Annotated in this window: 15 protein-coding genes; 6 read left to right on the top strand and 9 right to left on the bottom strand. The window is 70.8% G+C overall.

What is annotated here, in order from left to right:
- Positions 1–73: 73 nt before the first annotated feature.
- The 6 genes from Z052_RS06110 to nadA all read right to left on the bottom strand — a co-directional run bounded on the left by Z052_RS06110 (position 74) and on the right by nadA (position 7,492).
- Positions 74–1,216 carry a thiolase family protein gene (locus Z052_RS06110; protein ID WP_086216589.1) on the bottom strand — a complete coding sequence of 381 codons (1,143 nt, stop codon included), beginning with the start codon at positions 1,214–1,216 and terminating at the stop codon, positions 74–76.
- Positions 1,217–1,279: 63 nt separating this feature from the next.
- Positions 1,280–2,803 carry a 2,3-bisphosphoglycerate-independent phosphoglycerate mutase gene (gene gpmI / locus Z052_RS06115; protein ID WP_094579775.1) on the bottom strand — a complete coding sequence of 508 codons (1,524 nt, stop codon included), beginning with the start codon at positions 2,801–2,803 and terminating at the stop codon, positions 1,280–1,282.
- Between the two features lie 122 nt (positions 2,804–2,925).
- Positions 2,926–3,879, bottom strand: coding sequence for a DUF6293 family protein (locus tag Z052_RS06120; RefSeq protein WP_049931568.1), 954 nt, complete (start codon positions 3,877–3,879; stop codon positions 2,926–2,928).
- Positions 3,880–3,988: 109 nt separating this feature from the next.
- Positions 3,989–4,813 carry a carboxylating nicotinate-nucleotide diphosphorylase gene (gene nadC, locus Z052_RS06125; protein WP_094519848.1) on the bottom strand — a complete coding sequence of 275 codons (825 nt, stop codon included), beginning with the start codon at positions 4,811–4,813 and terminating at the stop codon, positions 3,989–3,991.
- Positions 4,813–6,360: an L-aspartate oxidase gene (locus tag Z052_RS06130; RefSeq protein ID WP_094519847.1), complete on the bottom strand. Its 1,548-nt coding sequence runs from the start codon at positions 6,358–6,360 to the stop codon at positions 4,813–4,815. The genes nadC and Z052_RS06130 overlap by 1 nt, the downstream gene beginning before the upstream one ends.
- 1 nt (position 6,361) lies before the next feature.
- Positions 6,362–7,492 (bottom strand): quinolinate synthase NadA, encoded by a 1,131-nt coding sequence (nadA, locus tag Z052_RS06135; protein WP_094519846.1) that lies wholly within the window; start codon positions 7,490–7,492, stop codon positions 6,362–6,364.
- A gap of 341 nt (positions 7,493–7,833) precedes the next feature.
- On the opposite strand from nadA, the gene Z052_RS06140 reads away from it, so the two are divergent.
- Positions 7,834–9,141: an acetamidase/formamidase family protein gene (locus Z052_RS06140; RefSeq protein ID WP_086220271.1), complete on the top strand. Its 1,308-nt coding sequence runs from the start codon at positions 7,834–7,836 to the stop codon at positions 9,139–9,141.
- A gap of 155 nt (positions 9,142–9,296) precedes the next feature.
- Here Z052_RS06140 and Z052_RS06145 read toward each other — a convergent pair whose 3' ends face one another.
- Positions 9,297–10,283 carry a M48 family metallopeptidase gene (locus Z052_RS06145; RefSeq protein WP_094519845.1) on the bottom strand — a complete coding sequence of 329 codons (987 nt, stop codon included), beginning with the start codon at positions 10,281–10,283 and terminating at the stop codon, positions 9,297–9,299.
- A gap of 169 nt (positions 10,284–10,452) precedes the next feature.
- On the opposite strand from Z052_RS06145, the gene Z052_RS06150 reads away from it, so the two are divergent.
- Complete coding sequence (locus Z052_RS06150) at positions 10,453–11,532, top strand: aminopeptidase (RefSeq protein WP_049931574.1); 1,080 nt, start codon at positions 10,453–10,455, stop codon at positions 11,530–11,532.
- A 39-nt stretch (positions 11,533–11,571) separates the two neighbouring features.
- Here Z052_RS06150 and Z052_RS06155 read toward each other — a convergent pair whose 3' ends face one another.
- A complete protein-coding gene (locus tag Z052_RS06155; protein WP_099288912.1) occupies positions 11,572–11,964 on the bottom strand; it encodes a hypothetical protein in 393 nt (130 codons plus the stop codon).
- 111 nt (positions 11,965–12,075) lie between these two features.
- On the opposite strand from Z052_RS06155, the gene Z052_RS06160 reads away from it, so the two are divergent.
- Complete coding sequence (locus Z052_RS06160; protein ID WP_049931576.1) at positions 12,076–12,360, top strand: amphi-Trp domain-containing protein; 285 nt, start codon at positions 12,076–12,078, stop codon at positions 12,358–12,360.
- Positions 12,361–12,473: 113 nt separating this feature from the next.
- On the opposite strand, the gene Z052_RS06165 is transcribed toward Z052_RS06160, so the two are convergent.
- On the bottom strand, positions 12,474–13,031 hold the full coding sequence (locus Z052_RS06165; RefSeq protein WP_049931577.1) for a response regulator: 558 nt from the start codon (positions 13,029–13,031) through the stop codon (positions 12,474–12,476).
- A 260-nt stretch (positions 13,032–13,291) separates the two neighbouring features.
- Between Z052_RS06165 and Z052_RS06170 the strand changes: the two genes are divergently transcribed.
- The 3 genes from Z052_RS06170 to Z052_RS06180 all read left to right on the top strand — a co-directional run bounded on the left by Z052_RS06170 (position 13,292) and on the right by Z052_RS06180 (position 15,969).
- Positions 13,292–14,515, top strand: a complete 1,224-nt coding sequence (locus Z052_RS06170; RefSeq protein WP_049931578.1) for a proteasome-activating nucleotidase — start codon at positions 13,292–13,294, stop codon at positions 14,513–14,515.
- A gap of 439 nt (positions 14,516–14,954) precedes the next feature.
- Entirely contained in the window at positions 14,955–15,500 is a 546-nt protein-coding gene (locus Z052_RS06175) for a pyruvoyl-dependent arginine decarboxylase (RefSeq protein ID WP_049931579.1), read from the top strand.
- A gap of 91 nt (positions 15,501–15,591) precedes the next feature.
- Positions 15,592–15,969 carry a DUF5811 family protein gene (locus tag Z052_RS06180; protein WP_006628157.1) on the top strand — a complete coding sequence of 126 codons (378 nt, stop codon included), beginning with the start codon at positions 15,592–15,594 and terminating at the stop codon, positions 15,967–15,969.
- Positions 15,970–15,981: the final 12 nt, after the last annotated feature.

The following is a 15,981-nucleotide window of genomic DNA, read 5'->3' on the forward strand; positions in this document are numbered from 1 at the left end:
CTGTCTCGCGGCCGCCGATGACGGCCGCTCGTCGGCACGCGCCACCGCAGAAGATTTTCGAGGTCTGCGTCGCCTATCGCAGGAACTCGATCGCGGCGCCCTGCCCGAAGCCGACGCAAAGCGTCGCGAGCCCGCGGTCGGCGTCCTGTTTTTGCATCTCGTGGAGCAGCGTCACGGGGAGGCGCGCGCCCGAGGCGCCGAGCGGGTGGCCGATGGCGATGGCCCCGCCGTTGACGTTGTACTGGTCCTCGTCGATGCCGAGCTCGCGCCGCGAGTACTCGCACTGGGAGGCGAACGCTTCGTTGAGTTCGACGAGGTCGTAGTCGTCGATGTCCGTGCCCGCGCGGTCGAGCAGGCTCCGGGTGGCGGGCACCGGGCCGATCCCCATCACGGTGGGGTCGACGCCGGCGACCGCGTTCGTGCCGACCTCGGCGAGCACGTCGAGCCCGTGCTCCTCCGCGAACGCCCTGCTCGTGACGACGGTCAGCGACGCGCCGTCAGAGATCTGCGAGGAGTTCCCCGCGGTGACGCTGCCGTCGCCGGTGAAGGCGGGCGGCAGGTCGGCGAGCTTCTCGGCGGTCGTGTCCGGGCGGATCCCCTCGTCCGCCTCGACGAGCCCGTCGTCCGTCTCGACGGGGACGATCTCGTCGTCGAAGCGGCCCGACTCGGTCGCCTCGGCGGCGCGCTGGTGGCTACGGGCGGCGTACTCGTCTTGGGCCTCGCGGCTCACCTCGTACTCCTCGGCGACCTTCTCTGCGGTCATCCCCATCTGGAGCTGGAAGATGTTGTACTGTTCAGACAGCTCCGGGTGGAGGTGTTCGTAGGAGTCGCCGTCCATCGGGACGCGGCTCATGTTCTCGACCCCGCCCGCGATGATACACTCGCGGTTCCCGGCGGCGATGGCGTCCGACGCCGAGATGATCGCCTGCATCGAGGAGGCGCACCAGCGGTTGATCGAGGTGGCGGGCACCGACTCACCCAGCTCCGAGAGGAGGGCGATGACGCGCGCGACGTTGTTGTCCTGCTCGGTGCGCTGCTGTGCGACCCCCCACATCAGGTCGTCGACGTGGTCGCTCGTCAGCCCCGTCTCGTCGAGCGCATGGTCGATGAGCGTCGTCGAGAGGTCCTCGCTGCGGACGTCCTCGTAGACGCCGCCGTCTTTCCCCTGCGGTGTTCGGTAGGCGGCCGCGATCACGGGCGTGGTCTCGTCTGTCATGAACGATCACAAGCCCGACGACGTATTAAAACGCCGTGGAACGAGCGAGAATCGATCCGAAGTTTATCGTTTACGCTCCAGCAGGCTCTCGCCGGTCATCTCATCGGGGCGGTCGCGCTCCATCAGGTCGAGCAGCGTCGGGGCGATGTCGCACAGCGACCCGGCCTCGCGGACCCGCTTCGCGCCGTCGTCGCCGTCGGGCGTCAGGTAGACGAACGGGACCGGGTTGTACGTGTGGGCGGTGTGGGGGTCGTCCGCGGTACCCATGTCGTCGGCGTTGCCGTGGTCCGCGGTGACGACCGCGTGCGCGCCGGCGTCGGCGACCGCGGAGAGCAGGCGGTCGAGCTGGGCGTCGACGGCCTCGACCGCCTCGACGGCCGCCTCGAAGTCGCCGGTGTGGCCAACCATGTCGGGGTTCGCGTAGTTCAACACGAGCAGGTCGGGGTCGTCCGACGCGATGGTCTCGACGGCCTCGTCGGTCACCTCGGGCGCGGACATCTCCGGTTGCTGATCGTACGTCGGCACGTCCGGGCTCTCGACGATCGTCCGGATCTCGCCCGGGAACTCCACCTCTCGGCCGCCGTTGAGGAAGTAGGTGACGTGAGGGTACTTCTCCGACTCCGCGATCCGGAGCTGCGTGCCGCCGGCGTCCGCGACGACCTCGCCGATCGTGTTCGCGGGGATCTCCGGCGGGAACGCAACCGGGAACTCAAACGTCTCGTCGTACTCGGTCATCGTCGTCATGCGGACCTCGGGCTGGCCGAGGTCGAACTCCCACTCGGGCCGCGTGTCGGTCAGCATCCGGACCAGCTGTCGGGCGCGGTCGGCGCGGAAGTTGAAGAATATCACCGCGTCGCCGTCGGCGAGGGCGGGCTCGTCGGCGACGAGCGTCGGCTCGACAAACTCGTCCGTCTCCCCGCGGGCGTGTGCCTCTCGGGCGGCCGCAACCGCGCTCTCGGCCTCGTTCGGGGCCTCGCGACCGACGATGGCGTCGTACGCCTTCTTCGTCCGCCCCCAGTTCTCGTCGCGGTCCATCGCGTGGTAGCGCCCCGTCACGGTCGCGACGTGACCGGTGCCGCGCTCGTCGGCCTTCGCGGTCACGTCGGCGAGGAACTCGTCGGCGATCTCCGGGGCCGTGTCGCGGCCGTCGGTGAACGCGTGGCTCGTGGCGGGCACGCCCGCGTCGGCCGCGGCGTCGATCAGCGCGAGCAGGTGTTCCACGTCCGAGTGGACGCCGCCGTCGGAGACGAGCCCCATGAAGTGGACGCGGCCGCCGGTCGAGTCCGCGTGGTCGAGCGCGGCCGCGACCGCGTCGTTGTCCGAGAGCGACCCCTCCCCCAGCGCGTCCGTGATCCGGGTGTACGCCTGCTTGACCACCCGCCCCGCGCCGATGTTGAGGTGGCCGACCTCGGAGTTGCCCATCTGTCCCTCCGGGAGCCCAACGCGCCGCCCGTGAACCACGAGGCGGCCGTCGGCCCCGCGCTCCGTCGCCGCGTCGAACGTCGGCGTGTCGGCCGCCTTCACGGCGTCGCGGCGGTCGTGGTCGCCGAGCCCCCAGCCGTCGAGGATAACGAGTGCCGTCTCCATACCGCAGCGTGCCGCCCGGAGGGTAACTACCCTTCGATGGGCGGCATCTCGCTCGCCGCCGCTCGCGTCACGTCCCGGTCGTTCGCTCCGCGTCCCGAGCGTTTACCTCATGTCCCAGCTGTTCACGCCACGTCCCGATCCTCGTCGGCGTGCGAGCGGACCCACAGCTCCCCGATCCGCGAGAGGCTCGTCCGGTAGGACTTCCCGTGCTCCTCGCGTTCGATGTACCCCTTCCCGCCGGGACCGAGCCGGTCGACGTTGTAGATCACCTTCGAGCGGAACGAGTCCGTGTACTCCTCGTTGAGCTCGGCCGCGAGCGTCTCCGCCAGCTCGGAGACGGACTCGAACTCGCCGTGCTCGCCGAGCGTGAACAGCACCAGCTCCTCGAACGGCTTGACGTTCTGGAAGGAGGCGACCGGCAGCTCGATCACGTGGCGGTCGCCGATCCGCTTCGCGCCGATGGTGGTGCCGCGCTCGTCGAACTCCGCGAGGAGGTCCGTGGTGCTCGCGAGCCGATCGGCGACGCGGTCGGGATCGACGCCCGCGTCCGCGAGCGCGTCGGCGTCGCTCCCCTGGTCGAGGTCGCGCAGGAGGTCGCGGGTCGCGCGGAGTTCCTCCGCCAACTCGGTTTCGAGGTACTTCTCGGGGGCGGTGTAGTAGGTGTGGATGCGGTCGCGGTCCGCCTGCCGCTCGACCATTATCGAGTGGGCCGCGGTCGCGAACGCGAAGGAGACGGGCCGGGGCATCGAACAGAGGTTCACCCACACCTCGCGCTCGTCGGACTCGTCGACTCCCTCCTCGCGATCGAGTTCAGCGTTGATCAGGTCGAAGGCGCGCTCGAAGGCGGCGTCGTAGTCGTACACGTCGTCCAACTGCTCGCGGACCGTCTCCGCGCCGAGCAGGTTCTGGAAGTCCTGTTCCAGTTTGCGCGCGATGTTGCGCGAGTACTCGACGTTGGCCTCGCTGCCGACCGTCCCCTCCAAGAGGATCACCCGGTCGACGTCGAACTGGTCCCGGATGAGGGGGGCGATCATCCGGTCGTAGTCGAACCCGACGGGCACGACGTGGGTCTGCATACCCTGACCGTGGGTGTGGGATTCATAAAAACCACCAGATCACTCCGCGACGCGAGCGGTCGCGAACGGAGCCGACCTCGCCGCCGGCGCCCGTCTCGCCGCCGGCGAGCTACCCGTCGCTTCCCGTCCGGAACGACAGGTCGAGCGCCGGCGCGGAGTGGGTGAGCCCGCCCATCGAGATCACGTCCACCCCGGTCGCGGCGTAGTCCGGGACGGTCTCGACCGTGATCCCGCCCGACGCTTCGGTCAGCGCGTCTCCGTCCGCGGCGGCCACGCGCTCAGCCGCCGCCGTCGTCTCCGAGGGCGCCATGTTGTCGAGTAGGACGACGTCGGCGCCGACCGCGGCGGCGCGCGCGGCGGCGTCCGGGCCCTCGACCTCGACCTCGACGCCCGTCGCGAAGGAGGCGCGCTCGCGGAAGCGCTCGATCGCCTCCGTCAGCCCCAGCTCCGCGACGTGGTTGTCCTTGACCATGACCATGTGCGAGAGGTCAAGGCGGTGGGTGTCGCCGCCGGCGGCCGCGACGGCGCGCTTCTCGACGCCGCGGAGCCCGGGCGTTGTCTTGCGGGTCGCCGCGACCCGAACGTCGTCGTCGACCTCGCGGGCGGCCGCGACCGCGGCGTCGGTCCGCGTCGCCACTCCCGAGGCGTGGGCCGCGACGTTCACGGCGACGCGCTCGCCGCGGAGGACCGCCTGTGCCGGTCCCGCGACCCGCAGCAGCGCGTCGCCGGGCTCGACCGCGGTCCCGTCCGCGACGCGCTCGGTCACGGTCGCGTCGAGGTAGTCGAACACGGCGCTCGCGGCGTCGACGCCGGCCGCGACGCCGGACTCTTTCGCGACGAGCCGGCCGCTCGTCTCGCCCGGCACGTCGTTCGTCACGTCGTGGTGCCCCACGTCCTCGCGGAGCCAGCGCTCCACGTCGGCGTCGGTGAGCATCAGTCGTCGGCCGCCGGCCCGGGTTCGGCGGGCTCGGCGTCGTCCGCGACGTAGTGCGTCCCGACGCTCTCGTCGTTCGCCAGCGCCTGTCGCGTCACCAACAGCGCCGTCACGGTCGCGTTGCGGAGCTCGTACAGCGAGCGCGAGGTCCGCGTCCGGACGTAGGCGTCGACCTCGCCCTTGAGCCGCCGCAGGACGTTGAGCGCCCGTCGGAGGTCGGCGGGGTCGCGCTCGATCCCGACGTGCTCTCCCATCACTCGGCGGAGTCGGCGGAACTTCTCGCGGGCGAACGCTGACGGGAGGTCGGGGTCGCGGTCCAGTAGGTCCGGGGGCGCGACCCGCTCTGGGTCCGCCGGCGCCCCGTCGGAACCTGCCGTCTCGGCCGCGTCGGCGCCCGCCCGGAGCCCCCAGACGAGCCCTTCGAGGAGGCTCGTGGAGGCGAGCCGGTTCGCGCCGTGGACGCCGGTCCGCGCGCACTCGCCGACGGCGTAGAGCCGGTCGAGGGTCGTCCGCCCGCGGTCGTCGACGGCGACGCCGCCGCAGAGGAAGTGTTCGGCGGGCGCGACGGGGATTCCGTCGGTCGGGTCGACGCCCCGGTCGTCGCACTTGTCGGCGAGGCCGGGGAACTCGCCCGCGAAGTCGAGCGGCCCCACGTCGAGGCGAACCTCGCCCGTGGCGTCGCGCTCGGCGGCCACGGCCCGCGAGACCACGTCGCGCGGCGCGAGTTCGGCGTCCTCGTGGTACTCCGGCATGAACCGCTCGCCGTCGCCGTTGCGCAGCAGCGCGCCCTCGCCGCGGACCGCCTCGCTGACCAGGAACCCCTCCTCGTCCGGGCCCGCGTCGTACGCCGTCGGGTGGAACTGGACGAACTCCATGTCGGTCACGTCGGCGCCCGCGAGCGCGGCCATCGCGACCCCGTCGCCGGTGGCGCCGCGCGGGTTCGTCGAGCGCGGGAACAGGTCGCCGACTCCGCCGGTCGCGAGCACGGTCGCGTTCGCGTACATCGGGACGCGACCGTCGTCCGACGCCACGACGGCCCCGTGGACCCGCCCCTCGCGCGTGATCAACTCCAGCGCGGCCGCGTCGCCGACGACCTCGACGCCGTCGCGTCCGTCGAGGTGGTTCAACAGCGGGACGTGGACGTGCTCGCCCGTCGCCGCGCCCACGTGGAGGATCCGGTCCTCGCTGTGGGCGGCCTCGCGGCCGTAGTCGAACGCGTCGGCGCCCGCCTCGCGGTCGAACTCGACGCCGAGCGTGTCGACGAGCACGTCCCGGACGGCGCCGTCGGCGTTCTCGACGAGCACGTCGACCGCGTCCGGGTCGGCCGTCCCGTCCGAGGCCGCCAGCACGTCGCGCTTGAACCGCTCCGGTCGGTCGCGGGCGACGGCGATCCCGCCCTGCGCCCACCACGACGCGGCGTCCGCGGGGCGCGTGGCCTTCGTCGCCACCGTCACTTCGCGCCCCTCGCGCGCTGCGGCGAGCGCGGCCGTCAGGCCGGCGATCCCCGAGCCGACGACCAGCACGTCTGCGGTCTCGTGGCCCGTCATCTCACACCTCCAGCATGCGGTCGAGCGCGACGCGCGCGAGCTCCTTCTCCTCGGGCGCGACCTCGACGACGTTGCGCTCGCGCCCGGCGGCCAGCTCTTCGAGCACCCACGCGAGGTAGTTCGGGTCGATCTGGCGCATCGCGTTACAGTCCATACACGCCTCGCCGCACAGCGGGACGACGTTCACCTCCGGGTGCCACCGCTGGAGGTGGCGGGTCAGGTGGACCTCGGTGCCGATCGCCCACGTCTCGCCGGGGTCGGCCTCGGCGACGGTCTCGCGGATCGTCGCGGTGGAGCCGACCACGTCCGCCGCCTCGACGACCTCCCGGCGGCACTCGGGGTGGACGACGACTCGCGCGTCCTCGTGGTCCACCCGGACCTGCTCGACGTGTGACGGGCTGAACCGCTCGTGAACCTGACAGTAGCCGTCCCAGAGGATCACGTCGTTGTCGACGACCGCCGCCGCGTCGGCGGAGGCGGCGTCCCACGGGTCCCACTCGGCGATCTCCTCTTCGAGCCCGAGCCGGTGGGCGGTGTTCTCCCCCAGGTGCTTGTCGGGGAGGAACAGCACTTTGTCGCCCTCGTCGAGGGCGTACTCGAAGGCGCGGTGGGCGTTCGAGGAGGTACACACCAAGCCGCCGTGCTCGGCGCAGAACGCCTTGAGGTCGGCGTAGCTGTTCATGTAGGTGACCGGTACGACGTCCGCGTCGGTCGCGGCCGTCAGCTCCGCCCAGGCCGCGTCGACCTGGAGCGCCTCGGCCATCCCCGCCATCGGGCACGACGCCTCCATGCTCGGGAGGACGACCGTCTGGTCGTCGTCGGTGATGATGTCGGCGGACTCGGCCATGAACGTGACCCCGCCGAAGACGACGTACTCCGCGTCGGCCGCGGCGGCCTCCTTGCTCAGCTGGTAGGAGTCGCCGACGAAGTCCGCGTGCTCGACGATCTCGCGTCGCTGGTAGTTGTGGCCGAGGATTACCACGTCGTCGCCGAGCGCGTCCAGCGCCCCCTCGATCCGTCGCGTTCGCTCGGCCTCGTCGAAGTCGCGGTATTCAGGCGGAAGCTGTTCGAGATTATCGTACTTGAAGAGACTGAGTTCGGTATCGAACTCAGCGGTTTCCATTGCTGGCATAGTGTATTTTCGTCGCGTACTTTCTCACATACTCGTATAGTGAAAAGATTTTGTCTTCAATAATCTTGTTCGACTGATTACAAGCTCTTTGAGTTCGTTCAGGTGCGCTATTTTCAAACAGATCGGGCGGTCTCGCCAGCGATCTCGGGAGCGCGGGCCGGTGACCACTCCCCGGGGGCCGCGAGCCCGACAGACCCCGAGTGCGGTAGGAGCTCCCCGCCGCGGGCGATCCGCCGAGCGAGCGCGCCTCGTGATTCCCGGGATTCGCGGCCCTCGGGATTCGCCGCGCGAGTGCCGCCTCCCTTACGGTTATGACGTGTCATACCGTACCACTATACGGTATGGCGCAAACAGAGGTCAAAGAGGAACTGTACGTCGACCAGTACACGCTCGGCCTCGTCGGGCCCGACCAGGAGTGGGCCGGGACGGTCGCCGACGGCGGCCGGGTGACGACGTACACGCCGCCGGGCTGTTGGGGGCCGATGGTGACGCCGTCGTTCCGCGGCGGCCACGAGGTGACGCGCCCGATCCGCGTCGAGGGCGCCGAGGTCGGCGACGCGGTCGCGATCCACATCCGCGACGTGGAGGTGACGAGCATGGCGACCAGCACGGGCTCGATGGCGGAGCGGGACGAGGCGTTCGGCGACGACCCCTTCGTCGACCACCGCTGTCCCGAGTGCGGGACGACGTGGCCCGACTCCGTCGTCGAGGGCACCGGCGAGGACGCGATCCGCTGCGCGGAGTGCGGCGCCAACGCCTCCTCGTTCGGCTTCGAGTACGGGTACACCGTCGCGTTCGACCACGAGAACGCGGTCGGGATCACCCTCGACAAGGACGGGGCCCACGAGCTCGCGACCGACGCGGAGCGCGTGATGGACATTCCCGAGAACGCCCGCCAACACCCGATCCTGCTGTACGAGCCGGACGGGATGCCCGGAACGCTGGGTCGCCTCCGCCCGTTCATCGGGAACATCGGCACCACGCCGCCGGTCACCATGCCCGACTCGCACAACGCCGGCGACTTCGGGCAGAACCTGATCGGCGCCGACCACGACTACGGCGTCGAGACAGAGGACGACCTCGACCTGCGCACCGACGGCCACATGGACGTGCCCGAGGTCCGCGCGGGCGCCACGCTGATCTGCCCCGTCGTCGTCGACGGCGGCGGGGTCTACGTCGGCGACCTCCACGCGAACCAGGGTGACGGCGAGCTCTCCCTCCATACCACCGACGTGAGCGGGACCGTCACGATGGACGTGGAGGTGATCGAGGACGTCGACCTCGACGGCCCCGTCCTCCTGCCGAACGAGGAGGACCTCCCCTTCATCAGCGCGCCCTACAGCGACGAGGAGATCGAGGCGGGCGACGACCTCGGAGACGAACACGGCGTCGACATCGACACCGACGCCGCCCCGATACAGGTGATCGGCTCGGGCGCGACCGCCAACGACGCCACGCAGAACGCCTTCGACCGCGCCGGGACGCTGCTCGGCATGAGCGAGGGCGAGGTCCGCGCCCGATGTACGTTCACTGGGGGCGTCCAGATCGGCCGGCTGCCGGGCGTCGTCCAGCTCGACATGCTCGTGCCCGCGGACGTGCTGGAGGAGTCCGGCCTCGGCGACGTGACGCGCGAACAGTACGGGCTGTAAGTCGGAGCGTCCGTCGCCGCGGTCGATCGCCTCGCTATTGCTGCCGGCGGACCGACGGCACGCACCGGCAGAGCCCCGGTCGCTCGCCGATAGGTGACTGCTGGCCGAGCGGTGACGACCACCGCAATATCCTCCGGCCTCGTGTCCCACGCCTCTCACCGCCGCGCCCGCCCGCGCCCGGCGGTCGTCCGCGACGGCCCCGCCGGGATCCGGCGCGTCGGCCCCTGTGCCTCCGCCCTCTCTCGCAGGCGCTCGACGCGCTCGTCGGTCGACGGGTGCGTCGATAGCCAGCGCTCGGCCGCCCCGTCGGTCCGCTTGTGCGTCGAGAACGGGGCGAACGACCACGTCGGATCGGTCGCGCGCTCGATCCGGCGGAGCGCCCGCGCGAGCGCCACCGGGTCGCCGGTCACCTCGGCCGCGCGGTCGTCGGCCGCGAACTCCCGCTTGCGCGACCGCGAGCGAGCGACGAGCGTCGCGAGGACGAATCCGGCGAACAGCGCGCCCGCGAGCGCCCGGTGGAGCCGCGCGAAGGGGCCGGACCGGTCGCCCGGTCGCCCGCGGATCCACGCCGACGCGGCGGCGAGCCCCGACAGCGCGAGCAGCGCCGGGAGGGCCACCACGGTGGCGATCCCGACCAGCGAGCGCCCGATCCCGTCGGCCATCGCGATCGCGAAGCCGTCGTTCCCCTCCAAGTGCGCCAGCTCGTGCGCGAAGATTGCCTCGATCTCGCGGGGGGCGAGCAGCCGGAACAGTGACCGGTCGATCACCAGCGCGCCGCCGTCCGCCCCGCCCCCGACCGCGAACGCGTTCGGCGCGCGCGCGTCGGTGACGTACAGCTTCGGGCGCGCGACGTCCATCCGCGCCGCGAGCGAGTCGACCCGGCGGTGGAGGTCCGGCGCCCGCTCCCGGGGGACGCGGTCCCCCTCCAGGTTCGCGAGGATCTGCGCGGTACCGAGCCGGTAGCTGAGGTACGCCGACCCGAGCGCGGCGGCCGCCAGCAGCGCGAGGAGGACCGGGAGCTCAGGGCGGGCGGCCCAGACCGCGCGCAGCAGGTCGGCGACGAACAGCGCCGCGGTCAGGTAGACGGCGAGCAGGGCGACGCCGACGACCGCCGCGGCCGCGCGGAACGCGAGCCGAGACATGGCCGGAGCTACGCGACGGCGGGGCAAACGCGTTGCGGCCGGGGCGGTCGCGGCGGTCGCCGGCGCCGCGTCGCGACGGCTCGCCGCCCGCGCTCTCGGCGTCCCGACCTCACCCACCCGCCACGCCGGAAGGAAAAGCGGTAATTCCCCGGCGGCGAAACCGGCTGTCATGGACGCACGCGTCCGCGAGCACGCCGAGATAATCGCCGACCACGCCACCGGCATCGAGTCGGGCGACGACGTGGTCATCCAGATGCCCAAGGAGGCCGAGGACCTCGCCGTCGCGCTCCACGAGGTCTGCGGCGACCGCGGGGCGAACCCGATCTACCTCAACTACTCGAAGCGCGCCCAGCGCGCCTTCAAGCGCTCCTCGGAGGAGTTCACCGAGCCGAGTCACCGCCGGGCGCTCTACGAGGAGGCCGACGTGTTCGTCATCGCGCGCGGCGGCGCGAACGCCACCGAGGACGCCGACATCGACCCCGAGACCAACGCCGCGTACAACCGCGCGATGGAGGACGTCAAGCGGACCCGCCTCTCGAAGACGTGGTGTCTCACGCAGTACCCGACCGCGAGCCACGCCCAGCTCGCCGGGATGAGCACCGAGGCGTACGAGAACTTCGTGTGGGACGCCGTCTCGCTCGACTGGGACGAACAGCGCGAGTTCCAGTCGAACATGGTCGAGATCCTGGACGAGGCCGACGAGGTTCGGATCGTGTCCGGCGAGGAGACCGACCTCACGCTCGACGTGTCGGGGAACTCCACGCTCAACGACTACGGCGAGGCGAACCTCCCCGGCGGCGAGGTGTTCACCGCGCCGACGCGCGACGGCGTCGACGGCGAGGTCCACTTCGACCTGCCCCTCTACCGCTACGGCCGCGAGATCGACGGGGTCCGGCTCCGGTTCGAGGACGGCGAGGTCGTCTCCCACTCCGCCGAGCGCAACGAGGATCTCCTCTCCGGCATCCTCGACACCGACGAGGGCTCGCGTCGCCTCGGCGAGCTCGGCATCGGGATGAACCGCCAGATCGACCGGTTCACCTACAACATGCTGTTCGACGAGAAGATGGGCGACACGGTCCACATGGCGGTCGGGTCGGCTTACCCGGAGACGGTCGGCGAGGAGAACGCGGTCAACGAGTCCGCCGAACACGTCGACATGATCGTCGACATGAGCGAGGACTCGGTTATCGAGGTCGACGGCGAGGTCGTCCAGCGGAACGGGACGTTCGTCTTCGAGGACGGGTTCTGAGGCGGCCGGCGTATCGAGCGCCGTCGCCGCGCGCGCCGCTCACGTCGACTCGGCGGCTCGCTCCGCGCTCCGGCGACCGAACGCCGCGTACGCGACGAGGAGGACGCCGAACAGCCCGACGGTGCCGAGCGCGGCGGGGACCGGGTAGTCGGCGAGCGGCGCGATCTCCCCCTCAGGCGTCCCGAACACGTCGACGACGCCGGTGCCAACCGACAGCGCGAGCACGGCGAGCCACATCGTTCCGACGGCGTACCCGAGCGGGACCAGTCGGTCCGTGCGTGCCGCGTGCGCGACGACCGCGCCGCCGCCGAGGACCGGGAGCGCGACGAGCGGGCCGGTCGGGTCGGGGAGAAGAACGCTCCCGCCGAGCGCGATCGCCGTCCAGTAGACGACGACGGCGACGGCCCTGCGGAGCGGGTCGGGGACGGACATGGCGTGAGCGTTCGGGCGGGTGGCACAAAACGGTCCGGGGCGTCCCGCCGCCCGCGCGTTCCCGCGGACACCGCGGCGACATTTATATCGCGAGGACGCGTACGGACCGGTATGCCCGAGGAAGTCATCTTCGAGTCCGAGAGCCGGCGGAGCCGCGAGGAGATTGCCGCGTACCTGCGGACGGTCGCGGACTCGCTCGACGACGGGAGCGCGATCACGCTCAGACGCGGCGAGGAGTCGACGACGCTGGACCCGCCCGCGAGACCGACCTTCGAGGTGAAGGCGGAGCGCGAGGGGGCCGCGGAAGGGCCGGGCGAGCTGAGCGTCGAGTTCGAGCTGGAGTGGGACGAGAACGGCGGCGAGGAGAGCGCGGACGGTGAGCTAGAGATCGAGTAGTCGGACTGTTCCGGGGTCGGCGACGAGAAGGGCGCGTCTCGTTCGCCCCGGCAGTCCCCCGTTCGCCGTCGACCGCCCGCCGTTCGTATATCGACCGCGTCGCGCGTGTCGCGCTACGGGACTTCGCCGGGGACCTCGACGAACGCGTCGCGTGCGGAGAGGTGATCGAGCGTGTCGTCGACCTCGACGCGGACCGACTCCATCCGGTCGAGGAGTTCCTCGTACTCGTCGGAGTTCGTCGTGCCCGCGGCCTCCAGCGCCGCCTTCTTGGAGGCGAGCGCGAAGAACTCCTGACTGCGCTCGTCGAACGCGGCGCGGTGGAGCAGCACCTCGACGAGCGTGACCAAGTCCTCCTTGGTCACCGGCTTCGTCTTGTAGTCGTCGAACGGCATCTCGACGATGTCGACGTCCGGCTCGACGGCGGTCAGCATCGCCACGCGGGCGTCGTACCCCTCGTCGCGGATCGCGTCTAACACCTCATGGCCCGACATGTCGGGCATCCGTCGGTCTAGGAGGACCACGTCAACCGCGTCGTCCATCGCGTCGAGCGCCTCCTCGCCGCCGGTCGCAATCCGAACGTCGTAGGACGGGTCGAGGTACACCCGATACAGTTCCGCGAGGTCCGGCTCGTCGTCGACCGCGAGGACGGTCGCGTCCGGATCGCCCGTCATTGGCGGGACCTCCCGGTCCGTCCCTCGCGGTTCGCGAGCGCCGGACCGGCGCGTCTACCCGCCGTTCGTGCGTCCATGAGCGGATGTTATCTCACCTCCGTCTAAAACGTTGACTCCCAATTATCGTATTTGATACCGCAGGAGGCTGAGGGCGTTCACCCCCGCTCCGGGGGCCCGGCGGTCGCGCTCGTCTCGCCGATCCAACGGTCTCTCCGTGACCCAAAGGCACATTTACGCCCGCATCCTATTCCGGATAACGAATGTCTCACAGCCCGTCACTCCCCGACCGCCCGCGGTTGGAGCTCGACCCCGAGATGAGCGACGCGGAGCGGCTGGAGGCGATCCGCCAGCACTACCGGCGGATCGTTCAGGTGAACGATGAACTGGAAGATCGGCTCGCCGACGCAGAAGGGCGCCGCGGCGAGCTGAAGGACGACGTCGAGCAGCTGAAACGCGAGAACGAGGTCCTGAAGACCTCCTCGCTGTACATCGCCTCCGTCGAAGAGATCACCGACGACGGCGTCGTGATCAAACAGCACGGCAACAACCAGGAGGTCCTCACGCAGGCCGCGACGCGGCTCGACGAGGACCTCCGTCCCGGCGACCGCGTCGCGATCAACGACTCGTTCGCGGTCCAGCAGGTGCTCGACGACGAGACCGACTCCCGGGCGCAGGCGATGGAGGTCACCGAGTCCCCGGAGGTCGAGTACGCCGACATCGGCGGCATCGACGACCAGATCCGGGAGGTTCGCGAGGCCGTCGAGGACCCCCTCGAGAACCCCGAGCAGTTCGAGACGGTGGGCGTCGAACCCCCGAGCGGCGTCCTGCTCCACGGCCCGCCGGGCACCGGGAAGACGATGCTCGCGAAGGCGGTCGCCAACGAGTCCGACGCGACGTTCATCAAGATGGCCGGCTCCGAGCTCGTCCGGAAGTTCATCGGCGAGGGCGCGCGGCTCGTCCGCGACCTCTTCGAGCTCGCCGCCGAGCGCGAGCCCGCCGTCATCTTCATCGACGAGATCGACGCGGTCGCCGCCAAGCGGACGGACTCGAAGACCTCGGGCGACGCCGAGGTCCAGCGCACGATGATGCAGCTGCTCTCCGAGATGGACGGCTTCGACGACCGCGGCGAGGTCCGGATCATGGCCGCGACCAACCGCTTCGACATGCTCGACGAGGCGATCCTGCGTCCCGGCCGTTTCGACCGCCTCATCGAGGTGCCCGAGCCCGGTCCGGAGGGCCGCGAGCGCATCCTCGAAATCCACACCGCGGACATGAACGTCGCCGACGGCGTCGATCTCGGCGTCGTCGCCCGCGACCTCGACGGGTACAGCGGCGCGGACATCGCCTCGCTGGCGACCGAGGCCGGGATGTTTGCCATTCGCGACGGCCGCACCGAGGTGACGCAGGCGGACTTCGAGCAGGCCCGCGATAAGCTTCAGGACGCGGATACAGAGGACGAGCAGGTCATCAACTACCAGTACTGAGGCGACTGCGACTACGTGATTGAAGTTCGGTTTTTGCGAGGTGCTGTTGCGCCCGTTTCTTCGGCTGAAATTCCAGCGGTTCGTTTATAAATAGTTGACTGTGGATCGGCGGCGACCACCGCCAAAGCCCCAGCCGTGAGGCGGGCGCACGCTCGTTGCGCTCCTCGCTCGTTGCGCTCCGCTCACTCGCTGCGGTGCTTACATCGCCTGCGCCCGCCTCACGGCTGCCCCTTTGAGTCCCGCCCGCACCGCGCAGCACCGCACCTCACGCCTCCCCAACCTCGTCGCTCGCTGCGCTCGCGACTCCCTCGCGCGTGCTGCTCGCGGCCTACCGGCCGCTCGCAGGCACGCGCCACCGCCTTTTTAATGATTTTTATACTCTCCGCGCCGGCGGGCGGGTTCGTAACCCCTTACCGCGCTCGCCGCCGATTCGCCGGTAATGAACACCATCCACGTCGCCGGCGGCGTCGGCGTCGCCGACACGGCGATGGCCTCCTACGACGCCGCGCTCGCGGACGCGAACCTCCACAACTACAACCTCGTGGCGGTCTCCTCGGTCGTCCCCGCCGAGGCGACCGTCGAAGCGGTGTCGGAGGCGCCGGATCTGGGTCCCGCTGGAAACCGGCTCACGGTCGTCGAGGCGCGCCGGACGATCGGTCCCGGGGACGAGGTCGACTTCCGCGAGGGCGGTCGCGCGGGCGCCGAGGGCGCCGAGTCGAAGCGCGCGCCCCGCCGACATCCCGACGCGGTCGCGGGGCTGGGCTGGGCGACCGGCCCGGGACCGGGACTCTTCTACGAGGTGACGGGGGAAGATCCCGAGGGCGTCCGCGACCGGATCCACGCGGGGCTCGACGCCGGGGGCGACCTCCGCGACTGGGACCTCCCGGACCGCGAGACGCGCGTCGAGACGGTCGCCGCCGAGCCGGACCGGTACGCGACCGCGGTCGTGGTCGCGGCGTACGGCGAGTCCGAGCCCATCCTGTAGCCGGCGCGAGCGGTCCGGCGTCGGGTCGAAACCGCGGTCGCCGCCGCCGACGCCTTTTTGACTCGGCTCCGCGTACTTGTCGTGTCTTCGAATGAACGGCAACAACCCGTACGCCGGGGCACCGGGTGTGACGGACGCGGGCTCGCCCGCGGCCGTCGACCTCTCTCCGGACCAGGAACGGCAGCTCCGGCGCGCGGTCGCCGGAATCGTATCGCGCACGGAATCGTATCTGCCCGACAGCTACGCCGTCGGCTCCGAGCTGTCCGTCGGCGCGAACGGTCCGCAGGCGACGGTCGCCGTCAACCCCCCGGCCGGCCACCCCGTCTCGGCTGGCTTCACCCCCGACCCGGAGGACTTAGACGCCGGCATCGCCGAGTCCGACACCGACGAGGTCGCCCGCGGCCTCGCCGCCAGCGCGGCGGTTCAGGTGATGGACGCGGTCGGCGACATCACGCCGACCGCGAAGTGAGCTCCGGCTAAC

Origin of the sequence: Halorubrum sp. C191, assembly GCF_002727095.1 — an archaeon.
Taxonomy (GTDB): domain Archaea; phylum Halobacteriota; class Halobacteria; order Halobacteriales; family Haloferacaceae; genus Halorubrum; species Halorubrum ezzemoulense.

Bases quoted from the DNA above. Each gene is read 5' to 3' on its own strand.
- nadC (WP_094519848.1), bottom strand. From the start codon at position 4,813: ATGCTCACCGACGCCGACGTGGAGCGCTGGCTCCGCGAGGACGTGGGG.
- Z052_RS06150 (WP_049931574.1), top strand. From the start codon at position 10,453: ATGGACGCACGCGTCCGCGAGCACGCCGAGATAATCGCCGACCACGCC.
- Z052_RS06175 (WP_049931579.1), top strand. From the start codon at position 14,955: ATGAACACCATCCACGTCGCCGGCGGCGTCGGCGTCGCCGACACGGCG.
- Z052_RS06170 (WP_049931578.1), top strand. From the start codon at position 13,292: ATGTCTCACAGCCCGTCACTCCCCGACCGCCCGCGGTTGGAGCTCGAC.
- Z052_RS06180 (WP_006628157.1), top strand. From the start codon at position 15,592: ATGAACGGCAACAACCCGTACGCCGGGGCACCGGGTGTGACGGACGCG.
- gpmI (WP_094579775.1), bottom strand. From the start codon at position 2,803: ATGGAGACGGCACTCGTTATCCTCGACGGCTGGGGGCTCGGCGACCAC.
- Z052_RS06110 (WP_086216589.1), bottom strand. From the start codon at position 1,216: ATGACAGACGAGACCACGCCCGTGATCGCGGCCGCCTACCGAACACCG.
- Z052_RS06145 (WP_094519845.1), bottom strand. From the start codon at position 10,283: ATGTCTCGGCTCGCGTTCCGCGCGGCCGCGGCGGTCGTCGGCGTCGCC.
- Z052_RS06165 (WP_049931577.1), bottom strand. From the start codon at position 13,031: ATGACGGGCGATCCGGACGCGACCGTCCTCGCGGTCGACGACGAGCCG.
- Z052_RS06140 (WP_086220271.1), top strand. From the start codon at position 7,834: ATGGCGCAAACAGAGGTCAAAGAGGAACTGTACGTCGACCAGTACACG.
- nadA (WP_094519846.1), bottom strand. From the start codon at position 7,492: ATGCCAGCAATGGAAACCGCTGAGTTCGATACCGAACTCAGTCTCTTC.
- Z052_RS06130 (WP_094519847.1), bottom strand. From the start codon at position 6,360: ATGACGGGCCACGAGACCGCAGACGTGCTGGTCGTCGGCTCGGGGATC.
- Z052_RS06160 (WP_049931576.1), top strand. From the start codon at position 12,076: ATGCCCGAGGAAGTCATCTTCGAGTCCGAGAGCCGGCGGAGCCGCGAG.
- Z052_RS06120 (WP_049931568.1), bottom strand. From the start codon at position 3,879: ATGCAGACCCACGTCGTGCCCGTCGGGTTCGACTACGACCGGATGATC.
- Z052_RS06155 (WP_099288912.1), bottom strand. From the start codon at position 11,964: ATGTCCGTCCCCGACCCGCTCCGCAGGGCCGTCGCCGTCGTCGTCTAC.